Here is a 22,925-nt window from a genome sequence, read left to right as displayed (position 1 = left end):
CCTCACGCGCGTCCGGAAGGGTTGCCGCGCACGATGGTCGCGCGCAGGTTGTGCGGGTCGAGCTGCGCGATGAGGCGCAGCTCTTCCGGCGTGGGCGGCGCAGTCTCGGGCAGTACTTCGCCGGCCGTGTTGGCCAGCGCGAAGCCGGTGGCCGCCTGAACTTGCTCCAGGCTTACGCCCGGGTGCAGCGAACGCACGCGCACGGCGTGATCCGGGCCGCCAAAATCCATCACGCAAAGGTCGGTGACGATCACGCGCAGGTCGACAAAACTGCGCATGCCTTCGATCTGGCGCGCCGGGTTGTAGCCGGTGCTGCAGACCATGTCGACCTCGCCGGCGACAAAGGCACGCGTGCTGTGCGCCGGCACGAAGAAGGAATTGGCGTGGTGGATGCTGTTGCCGGGAAAGCCACGGGCACCCAATAACTGCGTCTTCGGCTGTGCATGCGTGCCGCCCAGGCACGAGATATTGGCCTGGCCAAAGCGGTCGATCTGCGTGGGCATCACCAGCGCGTGGCGACGTCCGCCCCACAGGCAGTCGAACACGCGCGAGTAGCCCATCCAGCCACTTGCGCGGACCTTGTAGCCGGGCTCGCGCGGGCCCAGCGGCACCGGCGATTCCACCAGGTAGGCTTCGCCGTCGGTCAGCAGCAAGCCGGGGTTGTGCGCGAGACGTGCCAGTCCGGCTGCAATGCGCGGACCGGTGCCGATGCCGGTGGCCAGCACCTCGCCATCGTCGCGCCAGGCGCGGGCGGCGACGGCGATCATCAGCTCGGCGCGTGTGAATTCATAAGTGGCGCTCACGGTCGCTCCTAGAGTTGACGGGTTCAAAGTACGGGCAGCGGCAGGTCATGCACGTGGCCAAGGCCGCCGATGCGCTCCAGATAGGCGGCTTCACTCGCGCCCACCACCTCGTTGCGGTACGCAGCAAAGCCGTTCTCGACCTCGGCGCTGGCGCAGTACGCCTTCAGCGCGGGCAGGTCCCAGCCATAAGCCGGAGCGCAGGACGTGGGATGGGCGCCGCCGGGTGCGTGGACCACGCCCGTCACAAGCGAGCGTTCGAAGGCATTGCCGCGTGCGCGCGACAGGTCTTCATCCTCGATGCTTGGACGCAGGGTTTCGCAGCTCACGTAGCAGCGGCGCGCGGCGCGGGCGAACCATTCATCGAAGAAGGGATCCGGACCGTCGATGCGGGTATTGCCGAGCACGTCGCTCTCATTGACGTGCAGCAGGGCCACGTCCAGCTCGATGGCCGGCATCGCTACCAGTACCTCGCCGTCAGCGTAGGGCGAGCGCACTGTCTTCAGTTCGGGGTTCCTGTCCAGCACATCGGTGCCCAGCGACGCGCGGGTCGGCAGGAACGGCAAGCGCGCGGCGGCGGCGCGCAGGCCGAGTTGCAGCATGCCCTCGTCCAGCTCCGTCACCGCCAGCTGGCCGCGTTCGCGCGCCTGGCGGAAGTACGGCTCGAGCGGAATCACGTCGAGCGACACGAAGCCGAACACCAGCTTGCGCACCTTGCCCGCTGCGCACAGCATGCCCACTTCAGGGCCGCCGTAGGCGACAACGGTCAGGTCTTTCAGCGGCGAGCGCAGGATCTCGCGCACCAGCGCCATCGGCTTGCGGCGCGGGCCCCAGCCACCGATGCCGATGGTCATGCCATCGGCGAACTGGCCGACCACATCGGCCGCGCTCATGGTCTTGTCGATTGTCTTGATCATAGGTATTCAGGGCTTAGCGGTATCCGATGCTGAAGTCATGTCCCCACAGGCTGACGCGCGTGGCTTCGTAGGCGGCGTGGTGGCTCCAGTCCACCACCAGCCCGCCATGGCCGTATTCGAGGTCGAAACCACCCGGCGTCTTCATGTAGAAGGACGTCATGCGGTCGTTGCAGTGCTGGCCCAGCGTGGCGGACATCTTCACGCCGTGCTGCTGCACGCGGTCCAGTGCGCGGCCGACTTCCGCCATCTCAGGCACTTCGGCCATGACATGGATGCAGCCGGCTTCCGACGGCATCTCGAAGATCGCCAGGCTGTGGTGGCGGCCGTTGCCGCAATGCAGGAAATGGATGCGCTTCTCCGGCTCGGCCGGGTCGTTGGTGAAGCGCACGCGGAAGATGTCCGACAGCCCGAAGCCCATCACATCGCGCAGGAAGGCATAGGTCTCGTCGAAGGCGGGTGCCGGCAGCACGGTGTGGCCTGCCCCCATCGGATCGGTAATGAAGCGCGGCACGCCGATCGGCGAGACAAAGCGCAGGAAATCCGAGCGCATGCCCCACGAGATCTCATGGCGATTGCCCGAGGGGTCGACAAACCAGGCCAGCGCCTGCACGCGGCGTTGCGCCAGGTCCGCGGCGCTGGCGTGCACCACTTCCACGTTGGCCTCGCGCAGCGTAGCGAGCGCATGGCGGTAAGCCGGCTCATCGGCCAGTTCCCAGCCGGAAGCCAGGTAGCGGTCACGCGTGCCGGGGACGATCAGGTAGCGGTAATCGCGCTCGTCCATCTTCACGTACAACGCGCCGCCCGGAGCCCCGGAACAGGCCATGCCAAGCACCTGTTCGGCGTAGTGTCGCCACTGCCCTAAGTCAGTGGACTCGACCACGATGTAGCCAAGCGCACGAATGTCCAACATGCTGGTCTCCTCTGGTTTGATTCGGTATGGAGACCATTCTTCCGTGCGCGGCCGGCCGGCACATCGTCCTAGCGGACTAGCCGGATCCGGCGCGTTCAGGCGGGATTCAGGCGGCTGGCGGCCTGACGATGTACTGGCTGCTGGCTACCACGTCGATCTTGTCGAAGTCGATAAAGCGCTGGCAGCTTTCCATCATGGCGGCCAGGTTGCGCTGGTATTTCGCCTCGTCGCCGGGTGCATCGAAGAACGCCTGCGGGTCGGTCATGGCGGCTTCAGGGAAGCCTTCCTCCACCACCGCGTCGAGCGGCGGCGCGCCGTACGTCAGCGCGCGCACCACCACGTTCTGCACATAGAGGAACGTGTCCTGGGTGTCGATGGCCACCTGGGTGTGGCGGTTGTGCCAGGTATCGAGCCATGCCTCGTGGGTCAGGCGCGGCGGGCGCTTCAGGAACGCCAGCTGCGAAAAGCCGGGCGTGCGCTCGCCGGCGCGTGCGGGATGCCGCGTGTTGCGGATGGGTTGGGATTCGGTGACGAGGTAGCCGGCCATTCGGCCGGTGGCAGCCAGTACGGCGTCGTCGAATGGCCGGCGCAGACTGGTGATGGCGCTGTCGACCCAGACGGAGACCAGGCCGTCCATCTGGGGGAGTGTGTTCACTTGCCGCAAGGCTGCGGCGGGTGCCACGTCCTCGTCCTGTACGTTGATCTGTACGCCGCGGGCGCCTAGTTGGAGCAGCTGCTGTGCCAGTTTTGTTCGCAGGTCATGCGCGAATGTTTCCGGCTTGGTGCTGGGGTCGCGCCAGACTATGTAGATGACTTTTTCCATGCTCTTGGCTCCTTGTGCGAAGGGATTGCAGGTTTCAACCTGACGGTCCGTTTAGAACGACATCGCCGATGGCGTTCAGGGGTTCGCAAGGATGCTAGGAGGCTGGGGGGTGAGGGGCATACCTCAAGTGGACTACCGGGTATACGGGGATGTCGGCGGGAGCGGCTTTCTCGTTGGGCTGGGTTATCGCTCTTGGCAGGCGCTGCTGTTTCGCCGGCTACGCCGGCGAAACAGCAGCGCCTGCCAAGAGCGTTAAGCCGCCAACCCCTACCCCAACGCCACCACACTACTCAGCAACGTCCTGACCAACGTCGCCTGCCGAGTCACCCCAGTCTTCGAAAAAATAGCCCTTAAATGCGCCCGCGCAGTGTTCTTGCTGATGCCCAGTTCGACAGCTGCCTCATCAAGCGTCAACCCGTCCGCCAGCACCAGTGCAAGCGCCGTCTCCGCAGGCGTGAGATCGAACAGCTTGCGCACGACCTCATGCGAGGCGCGCGATTTGCGCTCCGGATCGCGAATGAACACCGCGCATGCCGGCCGGTGCCGGTTATCCTCCGACCACTCGCTCAACGGAATCGTGCGGATCAACACGCCAAGCTTCCCACGCCCAGACGGCCGCGTGATCGACATGGCTTCGGCAATCGCCGGCGCGCCGCCATGGTGCCCCATGCGCGCACGACGCAGCAGGAACTGGAATTTCCGGCTCTCCTGCGCGTAGGCAATCTCGAAGTTGCCACCGTTGAGCCGGATACCGTCGTTCTCGGCCAGGATCTCATCAGCCTCGAAGTTCTTCTTGAGGATGGCGCCCGACTCATCCAGGATCAGCATGCCCACCAGCATCCGGTCAATGGCACCGGCGTAGAGGCTGCGTTCTGACTCGACCACGTCGAGCCGCGAATGAAGCCGCACCGCCCGCTTCAGGTGCGGCAGGATGACGCCGCAGGCAGCCTTGTCCTTCTCGTCGAAATCCCGCGACGCATGTGGACGGCAGATGCGCAGGCGGCATTCCACGCCGTCGTCGGTACGGATGTCCGCGCCCAGCAGGTAGCGGATGTCGAGCGGCTGCAGGAACTGCCGGTAGATCTCGCTGTGGCACCAGTTGCCCGATCCGGTTGCCTCGTCCACGGTAACGGCGCGGTCGGTGGGCAGGTTGATGAAGGGATCGATCGCGTAGTAGTAGCTGTTGTATGACGCCTCCGCCTCGAGCGAGGTCCCCTGCTCGGACGCATGTACCGCCAGGCCGCTGCGGTCGCTGGCCGGCGAGCGCAGGATAAAGCTCACATACGTGGCGTCCAGTTGCTTGCGGAGCATTTCAAGCGCGCGGCCCCAGGGCACGGACTCCATCGGGCCTTCGTAGATGGCTGCCAGCAGCGCACTGAATTGCGCCAGGCCGAGCCTGGAGTGGGTGAACAGGGGCGACGACGCGTCCGGCGCCGGCTCCGTGGCCATCAACATACTTTTCGTCTCCTCGCTTCGCACGGTGTGTATTGCCCGGCGCTCTGCCGGCGCCTGGGTCAGCGGCGATTATAGGGACGCATCAGGGCCACCCCGGGCCCTGCCTTATCGGTGTTTTCCCTGCCATGCATTCGGACGATGTCCACGCCACCACGGCGCTTCAAAGTCGCCACGGGCGGCCTGCTACGGTCGCTGTCGACCTTTCCCTGCATCTACCGCCACGACGAAGAAGGAGACTGAGACTGATGGATTTCCAAGGCAAGACTGTATTGATCACCGGCGGCGGCGCCGGCATCGGGCTGGCGGCCGCACAGGCCTTTCAGGAACAGGGCGCCCGCGTGGCGGTGATCGAGATCGATCCGAGCCGCGCCGACGCCGCCGCATCCTTGCTCGGCGGCGATGGCAACGACGCACTGGTCGTGCACGGCGACGTCACCTGCGCTGCGACCGTGGCTTCACTCGCCGCGCAGATCGGCGAACGCTTCGGCGCGCTCGATGTGCTGGTCAATAACGTCGGTGACTTCCTGCGCATCGCCAAGCCCTTCGAACTGTATGACGACGCCGAGATCGACAGCCTGTACGCGGTCAACCTGCGCCATGTCTTCTCGGTCACACGCGCGATGCTGCCTCTGCTCCGGCGCAGCGCGGCGGCGAGCATCGTCAGCGTGTCGTCGATCGAGGGCTTCCGCGGCATCCCGAACTGCAGCGTCTATGGCGCGTTCAAGGCCGCACTGACCGGCTTCACGCAGAGCCTTGCGCTCGAGCTGGCGCCGTCGGGCATCCGCGTCAACCTGATCGCACCCGAGACCACGGAAACGCCGCAGGTGCCGGTGTCGCTGGTCGTTGCGGAAGAGCACCGGCACCACATGCCGAACTGGATCCCGCTGGGCCGGTTCGGCACGCCGCGGGACATTGCCGAAGGCATCGTGTTCCTGGCGGGCCCGCGCGCCTCGTGGATCACGGGCACGGCCCTGCATGTGAACGGCGGCGCGCTGGCGGCGTCCGGCTGGTACCGCGACCCGAAAGGCAACTGGACCAATATGCCGGTGATGGTCGGCAACGGCATGAACCTCTGACGGCTGATCGAACCCGTCGTAAGCATCAGCCACCCAACAACAACCACGAGCAAGGAGAACAGCATGAAGATTCTGATCGTCGGCGGCACGGGCATGATTGGCGGCCACGCCGCCCTGGCCCTGCGCGACAAGGGACACGAAGTCACCATTGCCGGCCGCAACTGCCCCGCCGCCGGCACGCCGCTCGGTGAACTCGACTACCTGCGCTGCGATTACATCGCCAACGACCTGCCGGCCGCGCAGCTCGGGGCGTTCGATGCCCTGGTCTTTGCCGCGGGCAACGATGTGCGCCACCTGCCGCCGGACGGCAACGAAGCCGCGCACTGGGAGCGCGCGAATGTGCAGGGCGTGCCTAGCTTCTTCCGTGCGGCGCGCGATGCCGGCATCCGTGTCGCCGTGCATGTCGGCAGCTTCTATCCGCAGGCCATGCCGGCGCTGGCCGAACAGAACGCCTATATCCGCTCCCGCAAGCTCGCTGACGAGGGCGTACGTGCACTGGCCGGCCCCGCCTTCCGCGTGGTGAGCGTCAATGCGCCGTTCGTGGTCGGGACCGTGCCGGGCCTGCTGGTGCCCATGTTCAAGGCCTACACCGACTATGCGAAGGGCGGATTCGCGCCGATGCCCGACTTTGCGCCGCCCGGCGGCGTCAACTTCATCTCGGCGGCATCGCTGTCGGAAGCCATCGAAGGCGCGCTGCTGCGCGGCGAGAACGGCAAGGCCTATCTTGTCGGCGACGAGAACCTGACGTTCCAGGATTACTTCGGCGCCTTCTTCCGCGAGGCGGGCCGTCCTGTGCCTCCGGCCATCGACCAGGAACATCCGCTGATGCCTGATGCCGCCATCTGCTTCGGCCGCGGCAATACGCTGTACTACGAACCCGATGCAGCCGAGACCGCGCTGCTCGGCTATCGCCGCCAGGACATCGCACGCACTGTCAGGGAGATCGTCGCGCAATACAGCGCTTAACCAGAACGCGGCAGCTCCGTACTGGCGGCTGCCGCGTCCTCGTCACAGCGACGAGATCAGCTGTGCATTGTCGATGCGCAGTTCAGCGCCATTGATGAAGCGCGATGCATCCGAGGCGAGGAACAGCACCAGGTTGGCGACATCCTCAGGGTTGCACATGCGCGCCATCGGGTCTGTGCCGATACCGAGTGCGACCGGGTCGAGATCCGGCACGAGCGCCTGCGTCATCGGGGTCCAGATACCGTCCGGGTGGATCGAGTTGCAGCGGATGCGGTAGCCCTGCTGCTTGCAATGCGCCGCTACGCTGCGCGTCAGCGCGGTGACAGCGCCTTTCGAACCGGTGTACGCGCACATCATCGGCAGGCCGCCCAGCGCTGCCACCGAAGACATCATCACGATCGAGCCGCCGGCCTCATTGCCTTTCATCGCCGCCACGCCGAAACGGCAGCCGAGGAAATAGCCATCGGCATTGACGCGCGTGACCTGCCGCCAGCATTCGAGCGAGGTTTCCTCGATCGAGCCGAGCGGACAGATCGCGGCATTGTTCACCAGCACGTCCAGCCGTCCGAAGCGATCCAGTGCAGCCGCCATGACACTGCGCCAGTCCTCCTCGCTAGCGATGTCGTGACGGACGAACAGCGCCGCGTCACCGATCTCGCGCGCCAGCGCCTGGCCCGCTTCTTCGTTGACGTCGCTCAGTACCACCCTCGCGCCTTCTGCGGCCAGCAGCAGCGCGTCCGCACGGCCGACGCCGCTGGCCGCGCCGGTGACCAGGGCGACTTTGCCCTTCACCCTACCTTCTTGCTTCATCTGCGTTCTCCTCCTTCGTTGTGCCGGCCGTTCATGCCGCGGCCGGAATCCTGCCGGCAAGCACGTCGTCCAGCGCGGCCCTGCCGTACATGGCAGCGATGGCATCGTCCAGCATGGGGTTGCCGCGCAGCTCGTTGCCGCCATCGACGCCAAAGCTCTGTCCCGTCACCCATCCGGATTCCGGCCCAGCGAGGTAACGCACGGCGTTGGCGATGTCCTCCGGCTCACCCGCGCGGCCCAGCGGCATCTGCGCGACAAACTGGCCCAGCACCGCTTCGTTGTCGAACATCGGGCCAGTCGCGCCCGAGCGTGTGAGCCCCGGCCGCACTGCGTTGACACGGATGCCGGCTTCGGCCAGTTCCTCCGCGGCGCCGCGCACGAACGCCTCCAGCCCGGCCTTGGCCGCACAGTAGGCCGACAGCCAGCGGCAGTTCATGCGCGCCGCGCCCGACGAAATGCAGACGATGCTGCCGCCGTGCGGCGCCATCAACGGCGCGGCGTGGCGCACGGCCAGGAACGCGCTGGCGATGTTGAACTCGATCTCGGCCATGAACGAAGCCGCGTCATGCATCAGCATCGGCTTGAAGCCGCCGCCACCGACCGTTGGCACGACGATATCGAGCCGCCCGCGCAGGTCCCACGCCCGCTGCAATGCGGCCTGCACATCGTCGGCGCGGCATGCATCGCCCACGCAGATCTCGATGCTGGCGCCGGGCACCTTCTCGCGCAGCGCGTCCCGGGCAACTTCCAGCGCTTCGCGCCGCCGGCCCATCAATGCCACCGCGGCGCCGTCGCGCGCCAGTGCCAACGCGCTCGCCGCGCCAATCCCGCCTGCGCCGCCCGTAACCAGTGCTGCCTTACCTTCCAATGCTTTCGTCATGCTGTGCCTCATCCTTTCTGTGGGAGATCCTGGGTCCAGTCGACCAGCACCGTGCGCGCGGCGATTCGCCACTCGCCCTGACGGCGCACATAGCGGTCCTGATAGCGGATGCCCCAGTCCAGCTTGCGCGGAACGCCGCCCTCGTCCTGATACAGGTGGTTGGCAATGCAGTAGGTCTCGCCGCTGGCGGTGTCCCCGTTCACGTCGACCAGCTGGTGATGCACGTGGTGCTGCGTGGCGCTGTAATTGCCGAGTGCCGACATGCCTTCGGCGATGGCCTGTGCGCCGTCGAGGTGGAACCCCGGGCCGCTTAATTGCGCGTCGGGTGTGAACAGTGCCGTCAGGCGCGCGAACTCGCGGCGGTCTACGGCCTGGGCGTAGCGCCAGGCGAGTGAGCGGATCGCTTCTATGGATTCGGGGTCTGGCATCGCTTGTCTCCTTGATTGTTGATGGTTGCGCCGCTCGCGGCGCGTGGGCGTATCCGCGCCTATCGTGGCTTGCGTGGAGACAGCAGCCATCGTCCGGGTGGATTAGCCGGCTTCGAGCATGGCTAGTCCGAACGAGTGATGTGCTGGTTCCCCTCGAACCGCAATCTTGGAAGCGGTTCCCATACTCAGAGGAGGAGACATGAGCGATTCAAAACAAGCCTGCGTCGCGGTAGTCACCGGCGCATCGCGCGGTGCCGGCCGGGGCATTGCACTGGCACTCGGCGCGGCCGGCGCCACGGTATACGTGACCGGACGTACCGAACAGGAAGGCAGCGCGCCGCTGCCGGGCACGATTCACGCGACCGCACGCGACATCGACGCGCTCGGCGGCCGCGGTATCGCGGTGGCCTGCGACCATAGCGACGATGCGCAAGTGGCCGCGCTGTTCCAGCGCGTGCGCGAGGAAGCGGGACGGCTCGACATCCTGGTCAACAACGCCACCTTCCTGCATGACGAACTGATCATGCCGGGGCCCTTCTGGCAGAAGCCGCTGGAGATGACCGGCATTCTCGACGTGGGTCTGCGGTCTGGCTATGTGGCCAGCTGGCATGCTGCGCCGATGATGGTCGCGCAGGGGAGCGGGCTGATCGTTTTCACTTCGTCATTCGGCGCCAATTGCTATATGCACGGGCCTGCCTACGGCGCGCAGAAGGCTGGGATCGACAAGTTCGCGCATGACATGGCGGTGGACCTGCGGCCCTATGGTGTAGCTGCGGTGTCATTGTGGATGGGGCCGCTGCGGACTGCGCGAACGATGCAGGTTTGGGAGAAGCATCCAGACAAATATGCGTCGTTTGCGCCGGTGGCGGAGACGCCGGAGTTCACGGGGCGCATTGTGGATGCGCTGTATCGGGATCCTGCCTTGATGGATAAGTCCGGGAAGGTCCTGATCTGTGCGGAGGCGGCGCTGGAGTACGGGATCGTGGACGATGAGGGGGTGCAGCCGCCGTCGTATCGGCAGGTGCTCGGCGGGCCGCCGGGGGTGCATCCGGCGATTGTTGAATAGAACGCTGATAAGGCTGTGGATTTGAGCGGTGTTGGCGCTCTTGCTGGCGTGGCTGTTTCGCCGGCGTAGCCGGCGGGAGCTTTTCTAAGCGGGGGCTGGTTTGTGGTGCTTGGCGAGCGCCACTGTTTCGCCGGCGTAGCCGGCGACCTACTTTTGCCCGAGCGGCAAAAGTAGGCAAAAGCGCGTCAGGCTTGCCCTAACGGGCGAATATTTATCGTAGTGGGCTTGGGGTGTTGTACGGGTATGAGCTTCAGAGGTTTTTCACGCTGCCTGCCGCGTGGGGCACCACCGTGGGTGGGAATACAGCGCTGATTGAACGAGCCCCGAAACTGTCCGTGGACCCTGCTGCAAGCGATATCGTGTGATCGCCTTCGGCTGCGCTACGCGCAGAACTCTAGTCTGAGCGCGTGAGCCCAGGGCAACCCCCGCCTGGGTGACGAGGCCAGCCATAGCATGCGCGAAGTAGAGGGCGCGCCAGGGAGATGAAAACCGACCTCGGGCGCCGGCGCCGTTGATGAGCTTGCACCCCGACGACGACGTGCGCGCAGCGCAGCCGAAGGCGTCCCACCACTGACCTGGTTGAAACGCTGTACCCGAGACCAACTTGGGGATCGTCCAAAAGCCGTGCCGCGCCAGGCACAGGTTCTGAATCACTATGCGTAGCAGGTTCTAACGTCGATCCGGCCTCGCGAGACCAAAGCCGCTGGAACCATAGAAGCGCATCGTTGATGGCCAGCCGCCAGGCGACGCGCTTCTTGCCTACTTCTTGTCGCTCGGACAAGAAGTAGGTCGCCGGCTACGCCGGCGAAACAGCAGCGCCTGCCAAGAGCGATAACGCGCGCTCAACCAAAACCCGCCGGCCACGCCGGCAAACCGCGGCGCCTGCCAAGAACGACAAACCTAAGCCCCCTGCGACAACAGCCCGGTCGTAAAGACAGTCGAGCGGATCAGCCACACGCCATCAACGCATACATACTCATCGGCATAGCGACCACTCAGGAACGTCCTAGCCCCATTGGCATCATCAATCGCCAGATAAGCCAGATCCCAACTCCCCCGCGCTGTCCCATCATCCAGCACCTGAACATCCCCCTGCCCCGCGAAATGCATCTCCCCCAGCGTTGGCCGGCAGGCCAGTTCAGTGAAGCACTGCACCAGCGCATCACGCCCCGCGAAGCTGCCAATGCGGTCATAGTGAATATGCGCGCCGTCGGCGACAAAGCAGGCCCGCATATCCTCCGGGTTCTTGTCATCGCACGCACGCAGGTAGCGCAGCTTGAGCGCCCGGATGGCGTCGGCCGCTTCAAGCCGGTCGAGCCGCTGCGCCAGCGATTTCATATCGGTCATATCTGTCATCCCCCTCTCCTCCTCAGGATTCCCGCAACTGGTACTTGAGCACCTTCCCTGCCGCGCTGACTGGCAGGGTCGGTACGAACACGATCTCGCGGGGCACCTTGTAATTGGCCATCTGCCGGCGCGCCCAGCCGATCAACGTGTCGGCATCCACGCGCGCGCCATGGCGCAGTACGACATAGGCGCGACCGACCTCACCTAGCCGGTCGTGCGGCATGCCAACCACGGCTACCTGGGCCACAGCCGGGTGTGCAACCAGGAGCTTTTCGACTTCCGCCGGGTAGCAGTTAAAGCCGCCCACGATGAACATGTCCTTGATGCGGTCGGTGATGCGCAGGTAGCCGCGCGTATCGAGCGTGCCGACATCGCCGGTATGCAGCCAGCCATCAGCGTCGATGGCTTCGGCCGTGGCTTCAGGCAAGCTGAAGTAGCCTTGCATCACGTTGTAGCCGCGCACCAGCACTTCGCCCGGCTCGCCGGTGGCGACGGGCTGACCCTGCGCATCCACGCAGCGGATTTCTATGCCCGGCATGGCGCGGCCCGAGGTAGCGGCGACGGTGTCGGCATCGTCGCCGGCGCGCGTCAGCGTGGCAAAACCGCAGGATTCGGTCAGGCCGTAGCCGGTGATGATGGTGTCGAAGCCCAGCTCGCTGCGCATGCGCTGGATCAGCGCCGGCGCAATGGCGGAAGCGCCGGTCACCGCGATGCGCAGCGACGACAGGTCGAACTCGCGCAGGCGCGGCGCGTTGAGCAACGTCTGGTACAGCGTCGGCGGCCCGGGCAGCACCGTGATGCGTTCGTTCTCGACGCGCGTCATCACGGCTTCGGCGTCGAAGACAAGGTGCGGCAGCACCGTGGCCCCGCGCGACAGCGCCGCGAGCCAGCCGGCCTTGTAGCCGAATGTATGAAAGAACGGGTTGACGATCAGGTAGCGGTCGCCGGCCTGCACGCCGGTGATGGCGGCCCAGCCGTCAACGGCGCGAAGGTTCTGTACGTGCGCGGTCACCACGCCCTTGGGCCGGCCGGTGGTGCCGGACGTGAACATGATGTCCATCGGCATATCGCCGCGTACGGTGGCCTCGCGTTCCGCGAACGCAGCCATGTCGACTTGCTGCGCCAGTGCGAGGAACGCCTCCCATGGGAGTTCTCCGTCGGCTGCCGCTCTGCCGTGTCCGGGACGCAGGATCACCAGACGTTCCAGCATGGCGGGTCGATGCGGCGCCAGCATCTGCGGATAGCTCTCGCCCAGGAAGTCGTCGACGCAGAACAAGAGCCGCGCGCCGCTGTCGGCCAGTACAGCGCCGGCTTCCACGCCTTTCATGCGGGTATTGAGCGGCACCAGTGCCGCGCCCACGCTGTGCGTGGCGAGCGCCGCAATGATCCATTCGGAGAAATTCGGCGCCCACATGGCGACGCGGTCGCCCGGCTGCACGCCGAGCGCCATCAGCGCGCGCGCTGCCTGGATGCGGCTCGCGTCGAGTGCGGCATAGCTCAGGCGCAGGCCATCTTCCTGAATGGCAATGCGATCGCCATAGCGCTGCGCCGCGCGCCGCACCAGTTCCGGAATAGTCGCCGGGATGTCGTCGCGCGCTGCCATGCCGGTCCCGGCCGATGCCGCAATAGCGTCGATGGTGTCAGATGTGGTCATGTCAATCCGGGAACTTGAGGTGGATGTCGCCGCTCGCGGGGCGGGCCTGGCAAGCCAGGGTCCAGCCCGACTCCAGGTCGGCCTGGTCGAGCACATGGTTTTCGCCGAGCGTGACGTCGCCCTGCGTCACCTGGCACATGCATGCGCCGCACAAGCCGGCACGGCAGGAATTGGGGGCCGCCACGCCGGCGCGCTGCATGGCGTCGAGCACGGTTTCATCGAGCGCGACGCTGACCTGGTGGGTTTCCCCATCGAGCTGCACGGTCAGCGCGGCGCCGTGCATGGTTGCCACCGGGACTGGCGTGACTACGGTGGATGCCGCTGGCATCACTGCTTGCACAGGTGCCGACGCGCGGTCCGGCAGCGACACGAAGCGTTCCACGTGCAGCTTGCCGCGCGGCACGCCCAGTTCCTGCAGTGCCGCCTGCGCGCTGTCCATGAACGGGCCGGGCCCGCAGATAAAGCACTCGGCCAGGCTCCACGGCCGCACCAGCTCTTCGATCTGGCGCTGGCTGGGCGGACCCTGCACGCTGTCGAGCCAGTGGATCACGCGCAGCCGGCCAGGATGACGCCGCGCCAGTTCGCCCAGCGCTTCGCGGAAGATTACCGATTGCTCGTCGCGATTGGCATAGACCAGTGTCACCGTGCCGCGCCCATGGCGCAGCGCCGCCTTGGCGATCGACAGCACCGGCGTGATGCCGCTGCCGCCGGCCAGCAGCAGGAAGTCGCCGTGCAGCGTGGGGGGCGTGAACACCCCGGCGGGCGGCATGACTTCTACCGTATCGCCGGCACCGAGGTGGTCGCAGACCCAGTTGGAAACCCGCCCGCCCTGCACGCGCTTGATCGTCACGCGCAGCGCGCTGTCGACTTCCGGCGCGCTCGACAGCGAATAGCAGCGCTGCTGCGGCACGCCGTCTACCGGCACGCGCAGCGTCAGGAACTGGCCCGGCCGGTAGGCAAAGGTGTCGCGCAGGCTCTCAGGCAGCGCGAAGACCAGCGAATGCGCCTGGTCCGTCTCCGCCACGACTTCGGCGATCTGCAGCCGGTGAAATTGCGCTTGCACCATAGTCGTTTGCGTCAGGCGACGCCCATGATGGACTGCGCGTTGTCGATGCGCAGCTCGGCGCCATTGATGAAACGCGATTCATCGGAGGCCAGGAACAGTACGAGATTGGCCACGTCGCGCGGGTGGCACATGCGCTGCATCGGGTCCACGCCGCCCACCTCTTCCGGCAAGGCGGTGGCACCGCCGGGAAGGAAGGCCGCCGTCATCGGCGTGAGGATGCCGTCGGGGTGGATCGAGTTGCAGCGCACCTTGTAACCGCTCTGCTTGCAGTGGGCCGCGACGCTGCGCGTCAGTGCTGCCACTGCGCCCTTGCTGGCGCTGTAGGCACAGAATGCACCCATGCCGCCGAGTGCCGCCACCGACGACATGTTGACGATGCTGCCACCGCCCGCCTTCATCGCGGCCACGCCGTACTTGCAGCCGAGGAAGTAGCCATCGGCGTTGATGCGCTGCACGCGCTGCCATTGCTCTAGCGACGTGTCTTCGACGTTACCAAGCAGAAGGATTGCGGCGTTGTTGACGAGGACATTGGGAGCGCCGAAGCGCTGCTCGGTGCGTGCCATCACCTGCTGCCAGCCGGCCTCGCTGGCAATGTCGTGCTGCACGAACAGCGCGGTCTCGCCGATTTCGCGGGCCAGCGCATGGCCGGCTTCCTCGTTGAGGTCGGTCAGCACCACGCGCGCGCCTTCACGCGCCAGCAACAGCGCGTCTTCCCGACCGACACCGCTCGCGGCGCCGGTGACGATGGCGATCTTTCCTTCAGTACGTCGGCTCATGATTGGTCTCCTGCTGATTGTTGTTTCTGATTTCCGCCTGCCGGTTGCCGGCCGGCTGGTGTTTGCATGGCGGCCTTCCGACGGCCGCTTACATATGGATTACGCCGGACACAACGAGGCGAGCGGCGCGGAAGTGGTATAGGCCCCGTCGACATAGACCAGCGGCGACACCTCGCCCGCCAGCCGCACCTCGCGAAGCCGGCCGATAAAGACCGCGTGCGTGCCATAGTCGAAGCGGCCGTCCTGCGTACAGATCAGGTTGGCCTGGGCGTCGCGCAGGCACGGCACGCCGAGCATGTCATCGTCCCACTGCCCGCTGGTAAAGCGCTCTTCGCCCTTGAGCCTGCCGCTGCAGTCCACCGCGATATCGCGATGATCGGCGGCAAGCAGGTTGATGCAGAAGTCCGCGCCGGCATCGAGCGGGGGGTAGATCGATGAATTGCGGTTGATGCAGATCAGCAGCGACGGCGGATCCGCGGACAGCGAATCGACCGCGGTCACGGACATCGAATAGCGGCGCTCGCCATCGCGGCAGCTGATGACCGCCACCGAGCGCGCCATGCGGCGCATGGCCATCAGCATGTCGTCGCGCAGCGTGGCGCCGGGAATGGGATTGGCGCTCATAAGGCCTCCTGAACGGATTGAGTGTGGGGCGCCGCGGCAGTCTGCCGCGCTTGCTGCGCCAGCACGTCGGCGGCGATAAAGCCGAAAGTCATGGCGGGTCCGAGCGTGGAGCCCGCGCCTGGATAGCTGGTGCCCATCACCGCGGCGCTGGTATTGCCGATGGCAAAGAGCCCCGGGATCACGGAACCGTCTTCGCGCAGCACGCGGGCGCTGGCGTCCGTCACCAGCCCGCCCTTGGTGCCGATGTCACCGGCATCGAGCCGGACGGCGTAGAACGGCGCCTTGCCAATCGGCGCGAGGCACGGATTCGGGCGGACGGTGGGATCGCTGTAGTAGGTATCGAACAAGTTGTCGCCCTTGCCGAACTCCTCGTCCACGCCGCTCGCCGCGTAGCGGTTCATGCGCGCCACGCTGTCGGCCAGCCCCGCGGCATCGATGCCGGTCTGCGCGGCCAGCGCATCCAGCGTGTCGGCTTTCACCAGAATGCCGGACAGGCTGGCGGGGATGCTGCGATCCGGCATGACCGAGCCCGGCAGGATCGGCCCGCACGGGTACTTGTGACGGAAGGTCGCGTCGAACACCATCCACGCCGGCACGCTGCAGCCCGTCTGCTCGTGGTCGCGGTACATGGCAGGCACGAATTCCGAATACGGCGCGGCTTCATTGACGAAGCGCCGCCCCTGCCCGTTCACCACCATGCAACCCGGCATGGCGCGCTCGATAAAGAGCGCGCGCTGCTTCTCCTCGCCCTGCACGCGCACGGTTGGCGCGCCCCACATGTGGGACATCAGTGCGACGCCGGCACCGGCGGCCTGGCCGGCGCGGATGGCATCGCCGGTATTGTTGGGCGGCGTAGCGCTCCACGCGGCCTGCGTCGGTTGCGGCAGGTACTGCTCACGCATGGTCTGGTTGCGCTCGAAGCCGCCCGCGGCCAGGACCACGCCGCGCAAGGCACGGATCTCGACCACGCGGCCGTCCTGCAGCGCGCGAACGCCACGGACCACGCCGTCTTCGATGATCAGGTCCTGCAGCGCCGTATCGAGCCACAGCGGAATGGCCCGGTCCATCATCGCGCGCCGCAGGCCGCCAGCCAGGCTGTTGCCGAGCGTGAGCCGGCGGTCGCGCCGCGTCTTGCGGCGCCAGCCAAGGTCGAGCCAGTAACGCGCGAACTGACGCACGGCCAACCACAGCCAGCCCGGCGACTTGCACACCAGCTTGTGCGCCTCGCCGGAAGTGACCGCCACGCGGCCGGCCACCAGCGTGCCGGGAGACGGCGGGCGCAGGCGGTCAAATTCCTCGCGCAGGCGCGCGCCGTCGAACGGCATCGGGTCAAGCGAGCGATAGCCCGGCATCGCCCCCGGTTGCTTCTGGAAGTAGTCGGCGTAGCGCGGCAGCGTGTAGTAGTGCACCCCGGCCTGCTTCTCCAGGTACTGCAGCATGCGCGGCGCATGGTCCAGGTAGGCACGCAGCCGTTGCGGATCGCCGTGTTCGCCCGTGCAGGCCAGGATGTACTCGAGTGCGGTCGCGTAGTCGTCCTTCGCGCCCGCTGCGGCGATATGGTGGTTGAGCGGAATCCAGATGCCGCCGCCGGACACGGCCGACGTGCCGCCATACTGGCTGCTCTTTTCCAGTACCACCACCGACAGGCCGCGGTCGGCAGCGCGGCAGGCAGTCAGCATGCCGCCCGCGCCGGAGCCCACCACCACCACATCGAATTCCGCCGGCTGCTTGCGCGCTGTGCTCTGGCTCATGATCGGTTCCCTTGAGCGAAGCGCGGCTCAGATGAAGAAATCGGTGTTGGCACGGCCCATCATCACGCCGCCGAGGTTCTGGCCGAAGCGGTCCAGGTTGTTGGCGTAGTGGGCGCGTGCCGCGTGCAGGTCCATGAAGCGGCGCACCATCGGGTTGCTGCGGTAGATACCATTGCCGCCCGCATAGCGCAGCAGGCTGTTGGCAAGCTGCGCGCAGCGCTCGGCCACCTGCGACGACTGGTAGCGGAAATGCAGCCGGCGCGGCGTCGGCATCTGGCCGCCCTCGCGGGCGAGCGCAAGCAGTTCGTCGAAGTTCCGTTCGAGAATGGTGCGCATCTCGTCAATGGCAATCGCGGCGTTAGCGCATGCAAGTTGGGCGCCACCATCCTCTGCGGTCTTGCTGCCGCCGTTGCTGCTCACGCGGCCATCGGCATAGGCGACGAAATCGTCCAGCGTGCCTTCGAGCGCGCCGATGCAGGCGGTGCAGACCGCGCGCACGAAGATCTGCGCGAACGGCAGCCGGTACAGCGGCACGTTGTTCTGCGCCAGGCCCGGGCTGGTGCCCATGGCGCCATCGACGGCACGGTGGGTGCGGTACTCGGGCACGAATACATCATCGACGACGATGTCATGGCTGCCGGTGGCACGCAGGCCCAGCACATCCCAGTTGCGCACGATCTTGTAGTCGGAGCGCGGCAGCAGGAAGGTGCGGTAGTCATAAGCACCGCCCGGCTCGGACGGCGGCACGAGCCCGCCCAGGAAGATCCACTCGCACAGCTCGCTGCCGCTGGAGAACTTCCAGTGCCCTGAAAAGCGGAAGCCGCCTTCCACCGGCGTCACCTTGCCGACCGGCATGTAGGTCGAGGCGATCAGCGTCGAAGCATTGTTGCCCCACACCTCTTGCTGGGCGCGCTCGTCGAACAGCGCCAGTTGCCAGTTGTGCACGCCCACCACGCCGTAGACCCAGGCCGTCGACATGCAACCTTTGGCCAGCGCCATCTGGATGCGAAAGAAGGTTTGCGGGTCCAGCTCATAGCCGCCGTAGCGGCGCGGCTGCAGTACCTTGAAGAAGCCCGCGGCCTGCATGTCGGCCACGGTCTCCTCGGGAATGCGTCCCTCGGCTTCTGCCTGCGCGGCGCGCTGCGCCAGCACGGGAATCATCTGCTCGGCGCGCGCGATCAGGCGTGCCGCCAGTTCCTTGGGATTGTTGTCGTGATGCACCGCGGTCTCCTTGTGATTTTGTCTTGTGGCTGGCGTTGATGTTTGCATCCGCGGGTTCGGGTGCCATCGTCTGATGGGACTAGCCCACGCGCGATTACGCCAGGCATTTCATGGATGCGCTGGCATCTCACCCCGGCCCCTCTCCCGCATGCGGGAGAGGGGCGCAAGCCATCGGCGAGAAATGCGCCCCGGTCAGGCCACGCGCAGCTTGTGGCCCTGCTTGCGGAAATGCGGGATCACGTGTTCGCCGATATTGCGGATCGTTTCGAGCTGGGCCCACTGCGGCACCGTGCCCATCTGGCAGATGAACAGGATTTCGTCGGCACCGGCGTCGATCAGGCGCTGCACGTAGCCGATGCAGTCCTCGACCGTGCCGTACGCATGGTTGGGGTTGAGCATCATCATCGCCGGGTCGCTGAAGTCCACCGAGACCTTCTCGGAAGCGAAGCTCGTGTTGATGACGTCCTTGCCTTGCGCGTCGGTGGCGGTAACGTGCTCGTCGTCCCACTTCGAAGGATCGGGGCGCTCGCCACCGGCGTACCAGTACGACAGCGATTCCATGAAGTAGCGCTGTCCCTTGATGCCGATCTTGCGCGCGGCCAGGCCGTCTTCGAGCACGATGGTCGGGCACAGCGCGGCCAGGTGCTGGTGCGGGCGGAAACCGACCTGGTCCTCGGGCTTGCGGCTTACCCAGGCGGCGCGATAGATGTCGTTCTTCTTGGCGACATCCTCCGGGCCGCCGAAGCCGAGCACCAGCGCGCCCATGCCGCGCGCGCCCGCACGCTGCAGCGTGTCGGCATTGGTGCAGGCCAGGTACATCAGCGGATGCGGGTCCTGGCGCGGCTTCGGGTGAATCGGGCGGCGCGGGATCTTGATGAACTCGCCGTCGTGCTCGATCTCGTCCTGCGTGAGGATCTTCGGGATCAGGTACATCGACTCGTCGATCATCGGGTGCAGCGTGTTCAGGTCATAGCCAAAGGTGCCCGCTTCCTGTTGCGTGCCGCCCTTGCCCACGCCGAAGTGCACGCGGCCGCCGGACAGGATGTCCAGCGTGGCGATACGCTCGGCCACCTTGACCGGATGATTCATCGCAGGTGGCAGGCACACCACGCCATGGCCGATGCCGATGCGCTGCGTGCGCCCGGCGACGAAAGCCAGGAACGTTTCCGGCGCGCTCATGTGCGCATAGTTGGTCAGCGCGGTGTGCTCCACCGCCCAGACCACATCGAAGCCCATGTCTTCGGCCAGTACCACCTGTTCCATGATTTCATCGAACACCTTGTGGTCGCCGGCGCGCGAAGCATCGACGGTCTGGGCTTCATAGATCAGCGAAAAACGCATTGCAGTCCCCTCTCGGCTTGTATCGGTCCAGATCCGCATCCGGGGCACTGCAAGACGCTGCGCCTGTGGCCGGATGTGGCCTGTGTAATCGCAGTGTGGTCGCCGCAAGGCGTTGCAACATCGTCTGATTGGATTATGAGCAGGACATTGTGCGTACCTATCATTGGCAACGGGCATTACGGCCCTCTTTCAACGAAAGGAACCGCACACCATGCAATCGAAGCTGTTGCTCTACCCCGTCGGCAATCTCGACACGGCCCTGCCGTTCTTCACGGAAGGACTCGGACTACCGGTGAAATTCCGTGATGGCGATCGCTACTGCGCGCTCGACGCGGGAGCGCTGACGCTCGCATTGGTGGCCGGTGAAGAAAGGCTGGTGGAACAGCCGGCGCTTGCGTTCAAGGTGGACGAAGGGGAAGACATTGCGGCGGCAGTCGCACGGCTGGTGAAAGCTGGCGCTGCTGTGACGCAGCCCCCGGCGCAGGGGCCGCATGAAGCGCGTGCGGTGCTGCACACGCCGGAAGGCTTTGCGCTGGTGCTCAGCGCAAAGCTTGCGCCGGCGAGTTAGCCGAGCGAGATCACGCTGCTCAGCAGCATGCGGACCAGCGTGGCCTGTCGCGTGACGCCGGTCTTGGAGAAGATCGCGCGCAGGTGCGCGCGCGCCGTGTTCTTGCTGATGCCGAGTTCGTCCGCGGCTTCATCGAGCGTAAGCCCGTTGGCAAGCTGCAACGCGAGCTGCGTCTCTGCGGGCGTGAGATCGAACAGCTGGCGCACCACATCATGCGACGCCTGTGAACGCCGCTCCGGATCGCGGATGAACACCACGCAGGCCGGCCGCTTGCGATTGTCCTCGGACCATTCGCTGAGCGGAATGGTGCGGACCAGCACGCCCAGCTTGGCGCTGCCAGACGGCCGCGTGATCGACATGGCCTCCATCACCGGCGGCGCTGTGCCGACGTGGCCCATCATCGCCTGGCGCAGTACGCGCTGGAACTTGCGGTTCTCCTGGCCGTACTCGACGTCGAGCCCGCCCTTGGCAATGCGGATGCCGTCCTTGGCGGCGAGGATTTCGTCGGCAGCCGCATTAGTCTTGATAATGGTGCCGGACTCGTCGAGGATCACCATGCCGACGAGCATGCGGTCAATGGCGCTGGCGTAAACCGTGCGTTCGGATTCCACCACGTCGATGCGTGAGTGCAGGTCCACCGCGCGCTTCAGGTGCGGCAGCAGCGCCGTGCACAGCGCCTTATCGGAGGTGGAGAAGTCGGGGCCGTCATGGTTGCGGCAGACGCGGAAGCGGCATTCCACGCCGTCGTCCGTACGCAGGTCCGCGCCCAGGATGTAGCGGATGCCGATGTCCTTGAGGAATTGCTGGTACAGCTCGCTCATGCACCAGACGCCGTGCCCCAGGTGCTCGTCGATGGTCACGACGCGGTCCGACGGCAGGCCGATGAACGGATCGAGCGAATAGTAGTAGCTGTTGTAGGACACCTCGCCCGGCAGCGTCTGGCCATGTTCGGAGGCATTCACCATCAGCCCGGGACGGTCCGTCGCCGGCGAGCGCAGGATCAGCGTGACGTAGTTGGCATCGAGCTGCCTGCGGATCTGCTCCAGCGCCTTGCCCCATGGCACCTGCTCCATCGGCCCCTGGTAGATATTCCCCAGCAACGCGCTGAAGTCCGACAGCGACACGGTTGCCTGCGTGAACAGGTGTGCGATTGCCGGGTTCTGGCTAGCCTCCATCAGCATTTCCTCTGTCTCCATTGTGTGGCGTGCCCAGCGCGCGAGACGTGCCGCGCGGCTGGACTTTGTATGGGCTCTGCGGCCCTTCCGTGCGTCCCGATGACGGGGACGGTGGCGGTGGCCGGCGTCGCGGCCACCTTCATGGTTTTCCCCAAGGCAATCCGGCCATGCATGGGAAGCGGACTAGTCCTGCGGGATAGCACAATGCTCACGCGCCTGACGCGCACGCACATACTCCAAACAGACTAAGGGCAGACCCACCCTGCCCTCCCCCAAGCCCGCCATGCCGGGGGCAAACCCTTAGGCGTCGCCGGATCCTTTGGAATCCGGCCAGACGCCGGTCGCCGCCCTACCCAAACAGACGATGCCGTGCCGCCGCGCTGCCGCTACAAGACAGCCATGCGCGGCGATTTCCGCCGCCTTCTTTTCACCGAGGAGCAACACCATGGCGGCAAATCCGCGGCAGCAGGCCGCAGTGATCACCGGAGCGGCCAGCGGCATCGGCTGCGCGCTCGCGCAGGCCCTGGCGGCGCAAGGGTATGCGCTGGCGCTCGCCGATATCGACGCCAATGCGCTCGAAGCGGCACGCGCGGCGCTCGCCGGGCAAGGGGCGACCGTCATCGCCATCCCCACCGACGTGTCCGACGCCGCGCAGATCGAGCACCTGTGCGAAGAGAGCTTCCGGCGGCTGGGCCGTGTCGACCTGCTGGTCAACAACGCAGGCATTCTCGCGACCGGCCGCTGCTGGGAACTGGAGCCGGAGGTGTTCGAGCGTGTGTTGCGCGTCAATCTGTGGAGCGTACTGCACGCGCTGCGCAACTTCGTGCCCCGCATGTCGGAACAGGGTTCAGGCCATATCGTCAACGTGGCGTCGATGGCAGGCCTCGCGGTAGGACCGTGGCTGGCGCCGTACACGCTGTCCAAGCAGGGCGTGGTGGCGCTCAGCGAAGGGCTGCTGCTCGAACTGCAAGCGGCGGGGATACCGCTGGGCGTATCGGTGGTCTGCCCAGGTCCGGTCGCCACCGGCATCGCGGCGGGACTTGGCGGCACGGCGCAGCAGGAGGTGGACCAGATGAACGGCGCGCTGCGCAACGGCATTGCCGCGGGCATGACGCCCGATGCCGTCGCGCAGCGGATCCTCGACGGCGTGTCGGCGGGCCAGTTCTGGATCCTGCCGCACGAGCAGGCCGCCCAAGCCGCGCTCGTACGCGCGCAAGGCATTGCCGCCGGCAAGGCGCCCGCCTTCGCGCTCTGACCATCATCACCCCAAG

23 protein-coding genes are annotated in these 22,925 nt (G+C 66.1%); 5 read left to right on the top strand and 18 right to left on the bottom strand.

Annotated elements, in window-relative coordinates; all coding sequences use genetic code 11:
- Nucleotides 1–2: 2 nt before the first annotated feature.
- From K2O51_RS20525 to K2O51_RS20505, 5 genes are all read right to left on the bottom strand, one after another.
- Nucleotides 3–803 carry a CoA-transferase subunit beta gene (locus K2O51_RS20525; RefSeq protein ID WP_140950054.1) on the bottom strand — a complete coding sequence of 267 codons (801 nt, stop codon included), beginning with the start codon at nt 801–803 and terminating at the stop codon, nt 3–5.
- A gap of 23 nt (nt 804–826) precedes the next feature.
- Nucleotides 827–1,717: a CoA transferase subunit A gene (locus K2O51_RS20520; RefSeq protein WP_220631578.1), complete on the bottom strand. Its 891-nt coding sequence runs from the start codon at nt 1,715–1,717 to the stop codon at nt 827–829.
- Between the two features lie 13 nt (nt 1,718–1,730).
- On the bottom strand, nt 1,731–2,627 hold the full coding sequence (locus tag K2O51_RS20515; protein ID WP_011297722.1) for a VOC family protein: 897 nt from the start codon (nt 2,625–2,627) through the stop codon (nt 1,731–1,733).
- A 106-nt stretch (nt 2,628–2,733) separates the two neighbouring features.
- Nucleotides 2,734–3,450: an EthD domain-containing protein gene (locus K2O51_RS20510; RefSeq protein WP_011297721.1), complete on the bottom strand. Its 717-nt coding sequence runs from the start codon at nt 3,448–3,450 to the stop codon at nt 2,734–2,736.
- 267 nt (nt 3,451–3,717) lie between these two features.
- Nucleotides 3,718–4,905, bottom strand: coding sequence for a helix-turn-helix transcriptional regulator (locus tag K2O51_RS20505; protein ID WP_011297720.1), 1,188 nt, complete (start codon nt 4,903–4,905; stop codon nt 3,718–3,720).
- A gap of 245 nt (nt 4,906–5,150) precedes the next feature.
- Here K2O51_RS20505 and K2O51_RS20500 point away from each other — a divergent pair, with 245 nt between their 5' ends.
- Together K2O51_RS20500 and K2O51_RS20495 are read left to right on the top strand one after the other, a co-directional pair.
- A complete protein-coding gene (locus tag K2O51_RS20500) occupies nt 5,151–5,981 on the top strand; it encodes an SDR family NAD(P)-dependent oxidoreductase (protein ID WP_220631577.1) in 831 nt (276 codons plus the stop codon).
- A gap of 63 nt (nt 5,982–6,044) precedes the next feature.
- On the top strand, nt 6,045–6,947 hold the full coding sequence (locus K2O51_RS20495) for an NAD-dependent epimerase/dehydratase family protein (protein ID WP_011297718.1): 903 nt from the start codon (nt 6,045–6,047) through the stop codon (nt 6,945–6,947).
- A 42-nt stretch (nt 6,948–6,989) separates the two neighbouring features.
- Here K2O51_RS20495 and K2O51_RS20490 read toward each other — a convergent pair whose 3' ends face one another.
- Genes K2O51_RS20490 through K2O51_RS20480 form a run of 3 tightly spaced genes read right to left on the bottom strand, consistent with a single transcriptional unit; the run spans nt 6,990 to nt 9,065 of the window.
- Entirely contained in the window at nt 6,990–7,757 is a 768-nt protein-coding gene (locus K2O51_RS20490; protein WP_220631576.1) for an SDR family oxidoreductase, read from the bottom strand.
- Between the two features lie 31 nt (nt 7,758–7,788).
- Nucleotides 7,789–8,637: an SDR family NAD(P)-dependent oxidoreductase gene (locus K2O51_RS20485; protein ID WP_220631575.1), complete on the bottom strand. Its 849-nt coding sequence runs from the start codon at nt 8,635–8,637 to the stop codon at nt 7,789–7,791.
- Nucleotides 8,638–8,645: 8 nt separating this feature from the next.
- Nucleotides 8,646–9,065, bottom strand: coding sequence for a nuclear transport factor 2 family protein (locus K2O51_RS20480; RefSeq protein WP_220631574.1), 420 nt, complete (start codon nt 9,063–9,065; stop codon nt 8,646–8,648).
- A 199-nt stretch (nt 9,066–9,264) separates the two neighbouring features.
- Between K2O51_RS20480 and K2O51_RS20475 the strand changes: the two genes are divergently transcribed.
- Nucleotides 9,265–10,131: an SDR family NAD(P)-dependent oxidoreductase gene (locus tag K2O51_RS20475; RefSeq protein WP_011297714.1), complete on the top strand. Its 867-nt coding sequence runs from the start codon at nt 9,265–9,267 to the stop codon at nt 10,129–10,131.
- A gap of 900 nt (nt 10,132–11,031) precedes the next feature.
- On the opposite strand, the gene K2O51_RS20470 is transcribed toward K2O51_RS20475, so the two are convergent.
- From K2O51_RS20470 to K2O51_RS20435, 8 genes are all read right to left on the bottom strand, one after another.
- On the bottom strand, nt 11,032–11,478 hold the full coding sequence (locus K2O51_RS20470; protein WP_041679918.1) for a nuclear transport factor 2 family protein: 447 nt from the start codon (nt 11,476–11,478) through the stop codon (nt 11,032–11,034).
- Nucleotides 11,479–11,500: 22 nt separating this feature from the next.
- Nucleotides 11,501–13,132, bottom strand: coding sequence for a FadD3 family acyl-CoA ligase (locus tag K2O51_RS20465; RefSeq protein WP_220631573.1), 1,632 nt, complete (start codon nt 13,130–13,132; stop codon nt 11,501–11,503).
- Between the two features lies 1 nt (nt 13,133).
- Nucleotides 13,134–14,198, bottom strand: a complete 1,065-nt coding sequence (locus K2O51_RS20460) for a ferredoxin--NADP reductase (protein WP_220631572.1) — start codon at nt 14,196–14,198, stop codon at nt 13,134–13,136.
- Nucleotides 14,199–14,209: 11 nt separating this feature from the next.
- Complete coding sequence (locus tag K2O51_RS20455; RefSeq protein ID WP_140950044.1) at nt 14,210–14,974, bottom strand: SDR family oxidoreductase; 765 nt, start codon at nt 14,972–14,974, stop codon at nt 14,210–14,212.
- 99 nt (nt 14,975–15,073) lie between these two features.
- Entirely contained in the window at nt 15,074–15,598 is a 525-nt protein-coding gene (locus K2O51_RS20450) for a flavin reductase family protein (protein WP_011297709.1), read from the bottom strand.
- A complete protein-coding gene (locus tag K2O51_RS20445; RefSeq protein WP_220631571.1) occupies nt 15,595–17,349 on the bottom strand; it encodes an FAD-dependent oxidoreductase in 1,755 nt (584 codons plus the stop codon). The genes K2O51_RS20450 and K2O51_RS20445 overlap by 4 nt, the downstream gene beginning before the upstream one ends.
- Before the next feature lie 27 nt (nt 17,350–17,376).
- Nucleotides 17,377–18,570, bottom strand: a complete 1,194-nt coding sequence (locus K2O51_RS20440) for a flavin-dependent monooxygenase (RefSeq protein WP_140950042.1) — start codon at nt 18,568–18,570, stop codon at nt 17,377–17,379.
- A gap of 192 nt (nt 18,571–18,762) precedes the next feature.
- Complete coding sequence (locus K2O51_RS20435) at nt 18,763–19,911, bottom strand: LLM class flavin-dependent oxidoreductase (protein WP_220631570.1); 1,149 nt, start codon at nt 19,909–19,911, stop codon at nt 18,763–18,765.
- A 211-nt stretch (nt 19,912–20,122) separates the two neighbouring features.
- Here K2O51_RS20435 and K2O51_RS20430 point away from each other — a divergent pair, with 211 nt between their 5' ends.
- Entirely contained in the window at nt 20,123–20,479 is a 357-nt protein-coding gene (locus tag K2O51_RS20430) for a VOC family protein (RefSeq protein ID WP_220631569.1), read from the top strand.
- On the opposite strand, the gene K2O51_RS20425 is transcribed toward K2O51_RS20430, so the two are convergent.
- Both K2O51_RS20425 and K2O51_RS20420 read right to left on the bottom strand, forming a co-directional pair.
- Nucleotides 20,476–21,660 (bottom strand): helix-turn-helix transcriptional regulator, encoded by a 1,185-nt coding sequence (locus K2O51_RS20425; RefSeq protein ID WP_011297704.1) that lies wholly within the window; start codon nt 21,658–21,660, stop codon nt 20,476–20,478. The genes K2O51_RS20430 and K2O51_RS20425 overlap by 4 nt on opposite strands.
- Nucleotides 21,661–21,954: 294 nt before the next feature.
- Entirely contained in the window at nt 21,955–22,101 is a 147-nt protein-coding gene (locus K2O51_RS20420; protein ID WP_166486997.1) for a hypothetical protein, read from the bottom strand.
- On the opposite strand from K2O51_RS20420, the gene K2O51_RS20415 reads away from it, so the two are divergent.
- Nucleotides 22,100–22,909, top strand: coding sequence for an SDR family NAD(P)-dependent oxidoreductase (locus tag K2O51_RS20415; protein ID WP_220631568.1), 810 nt, complete (start codon nt 22,100–22,102; stop codon nt 22,907–22,909). The genes K2O51_RS20420 and K2O51_RS20415 overlap by 2 nt on opposite strands.
- The last annotated feature ends 16 nt before the right edge of the window (nt 22,910–22,925 follow it).

Origin of the sequence: Cupriavidus pinatubonensis, from assembly GCF_019602855.1 — a bacterium.
In the GTDB taxonomy this organism is placed as follows: Bacteria; Pseudomonadota; Gammaproteobacteria; order Burkholderiales; family Burkholderiaceae; genus Cupriavidus; species Cupriavidus pinatubonensis.
Note: the sequence above shows the minus strand (reverse complement) of the source record. Positions and strands in the feature narration are given on the sequence as shown.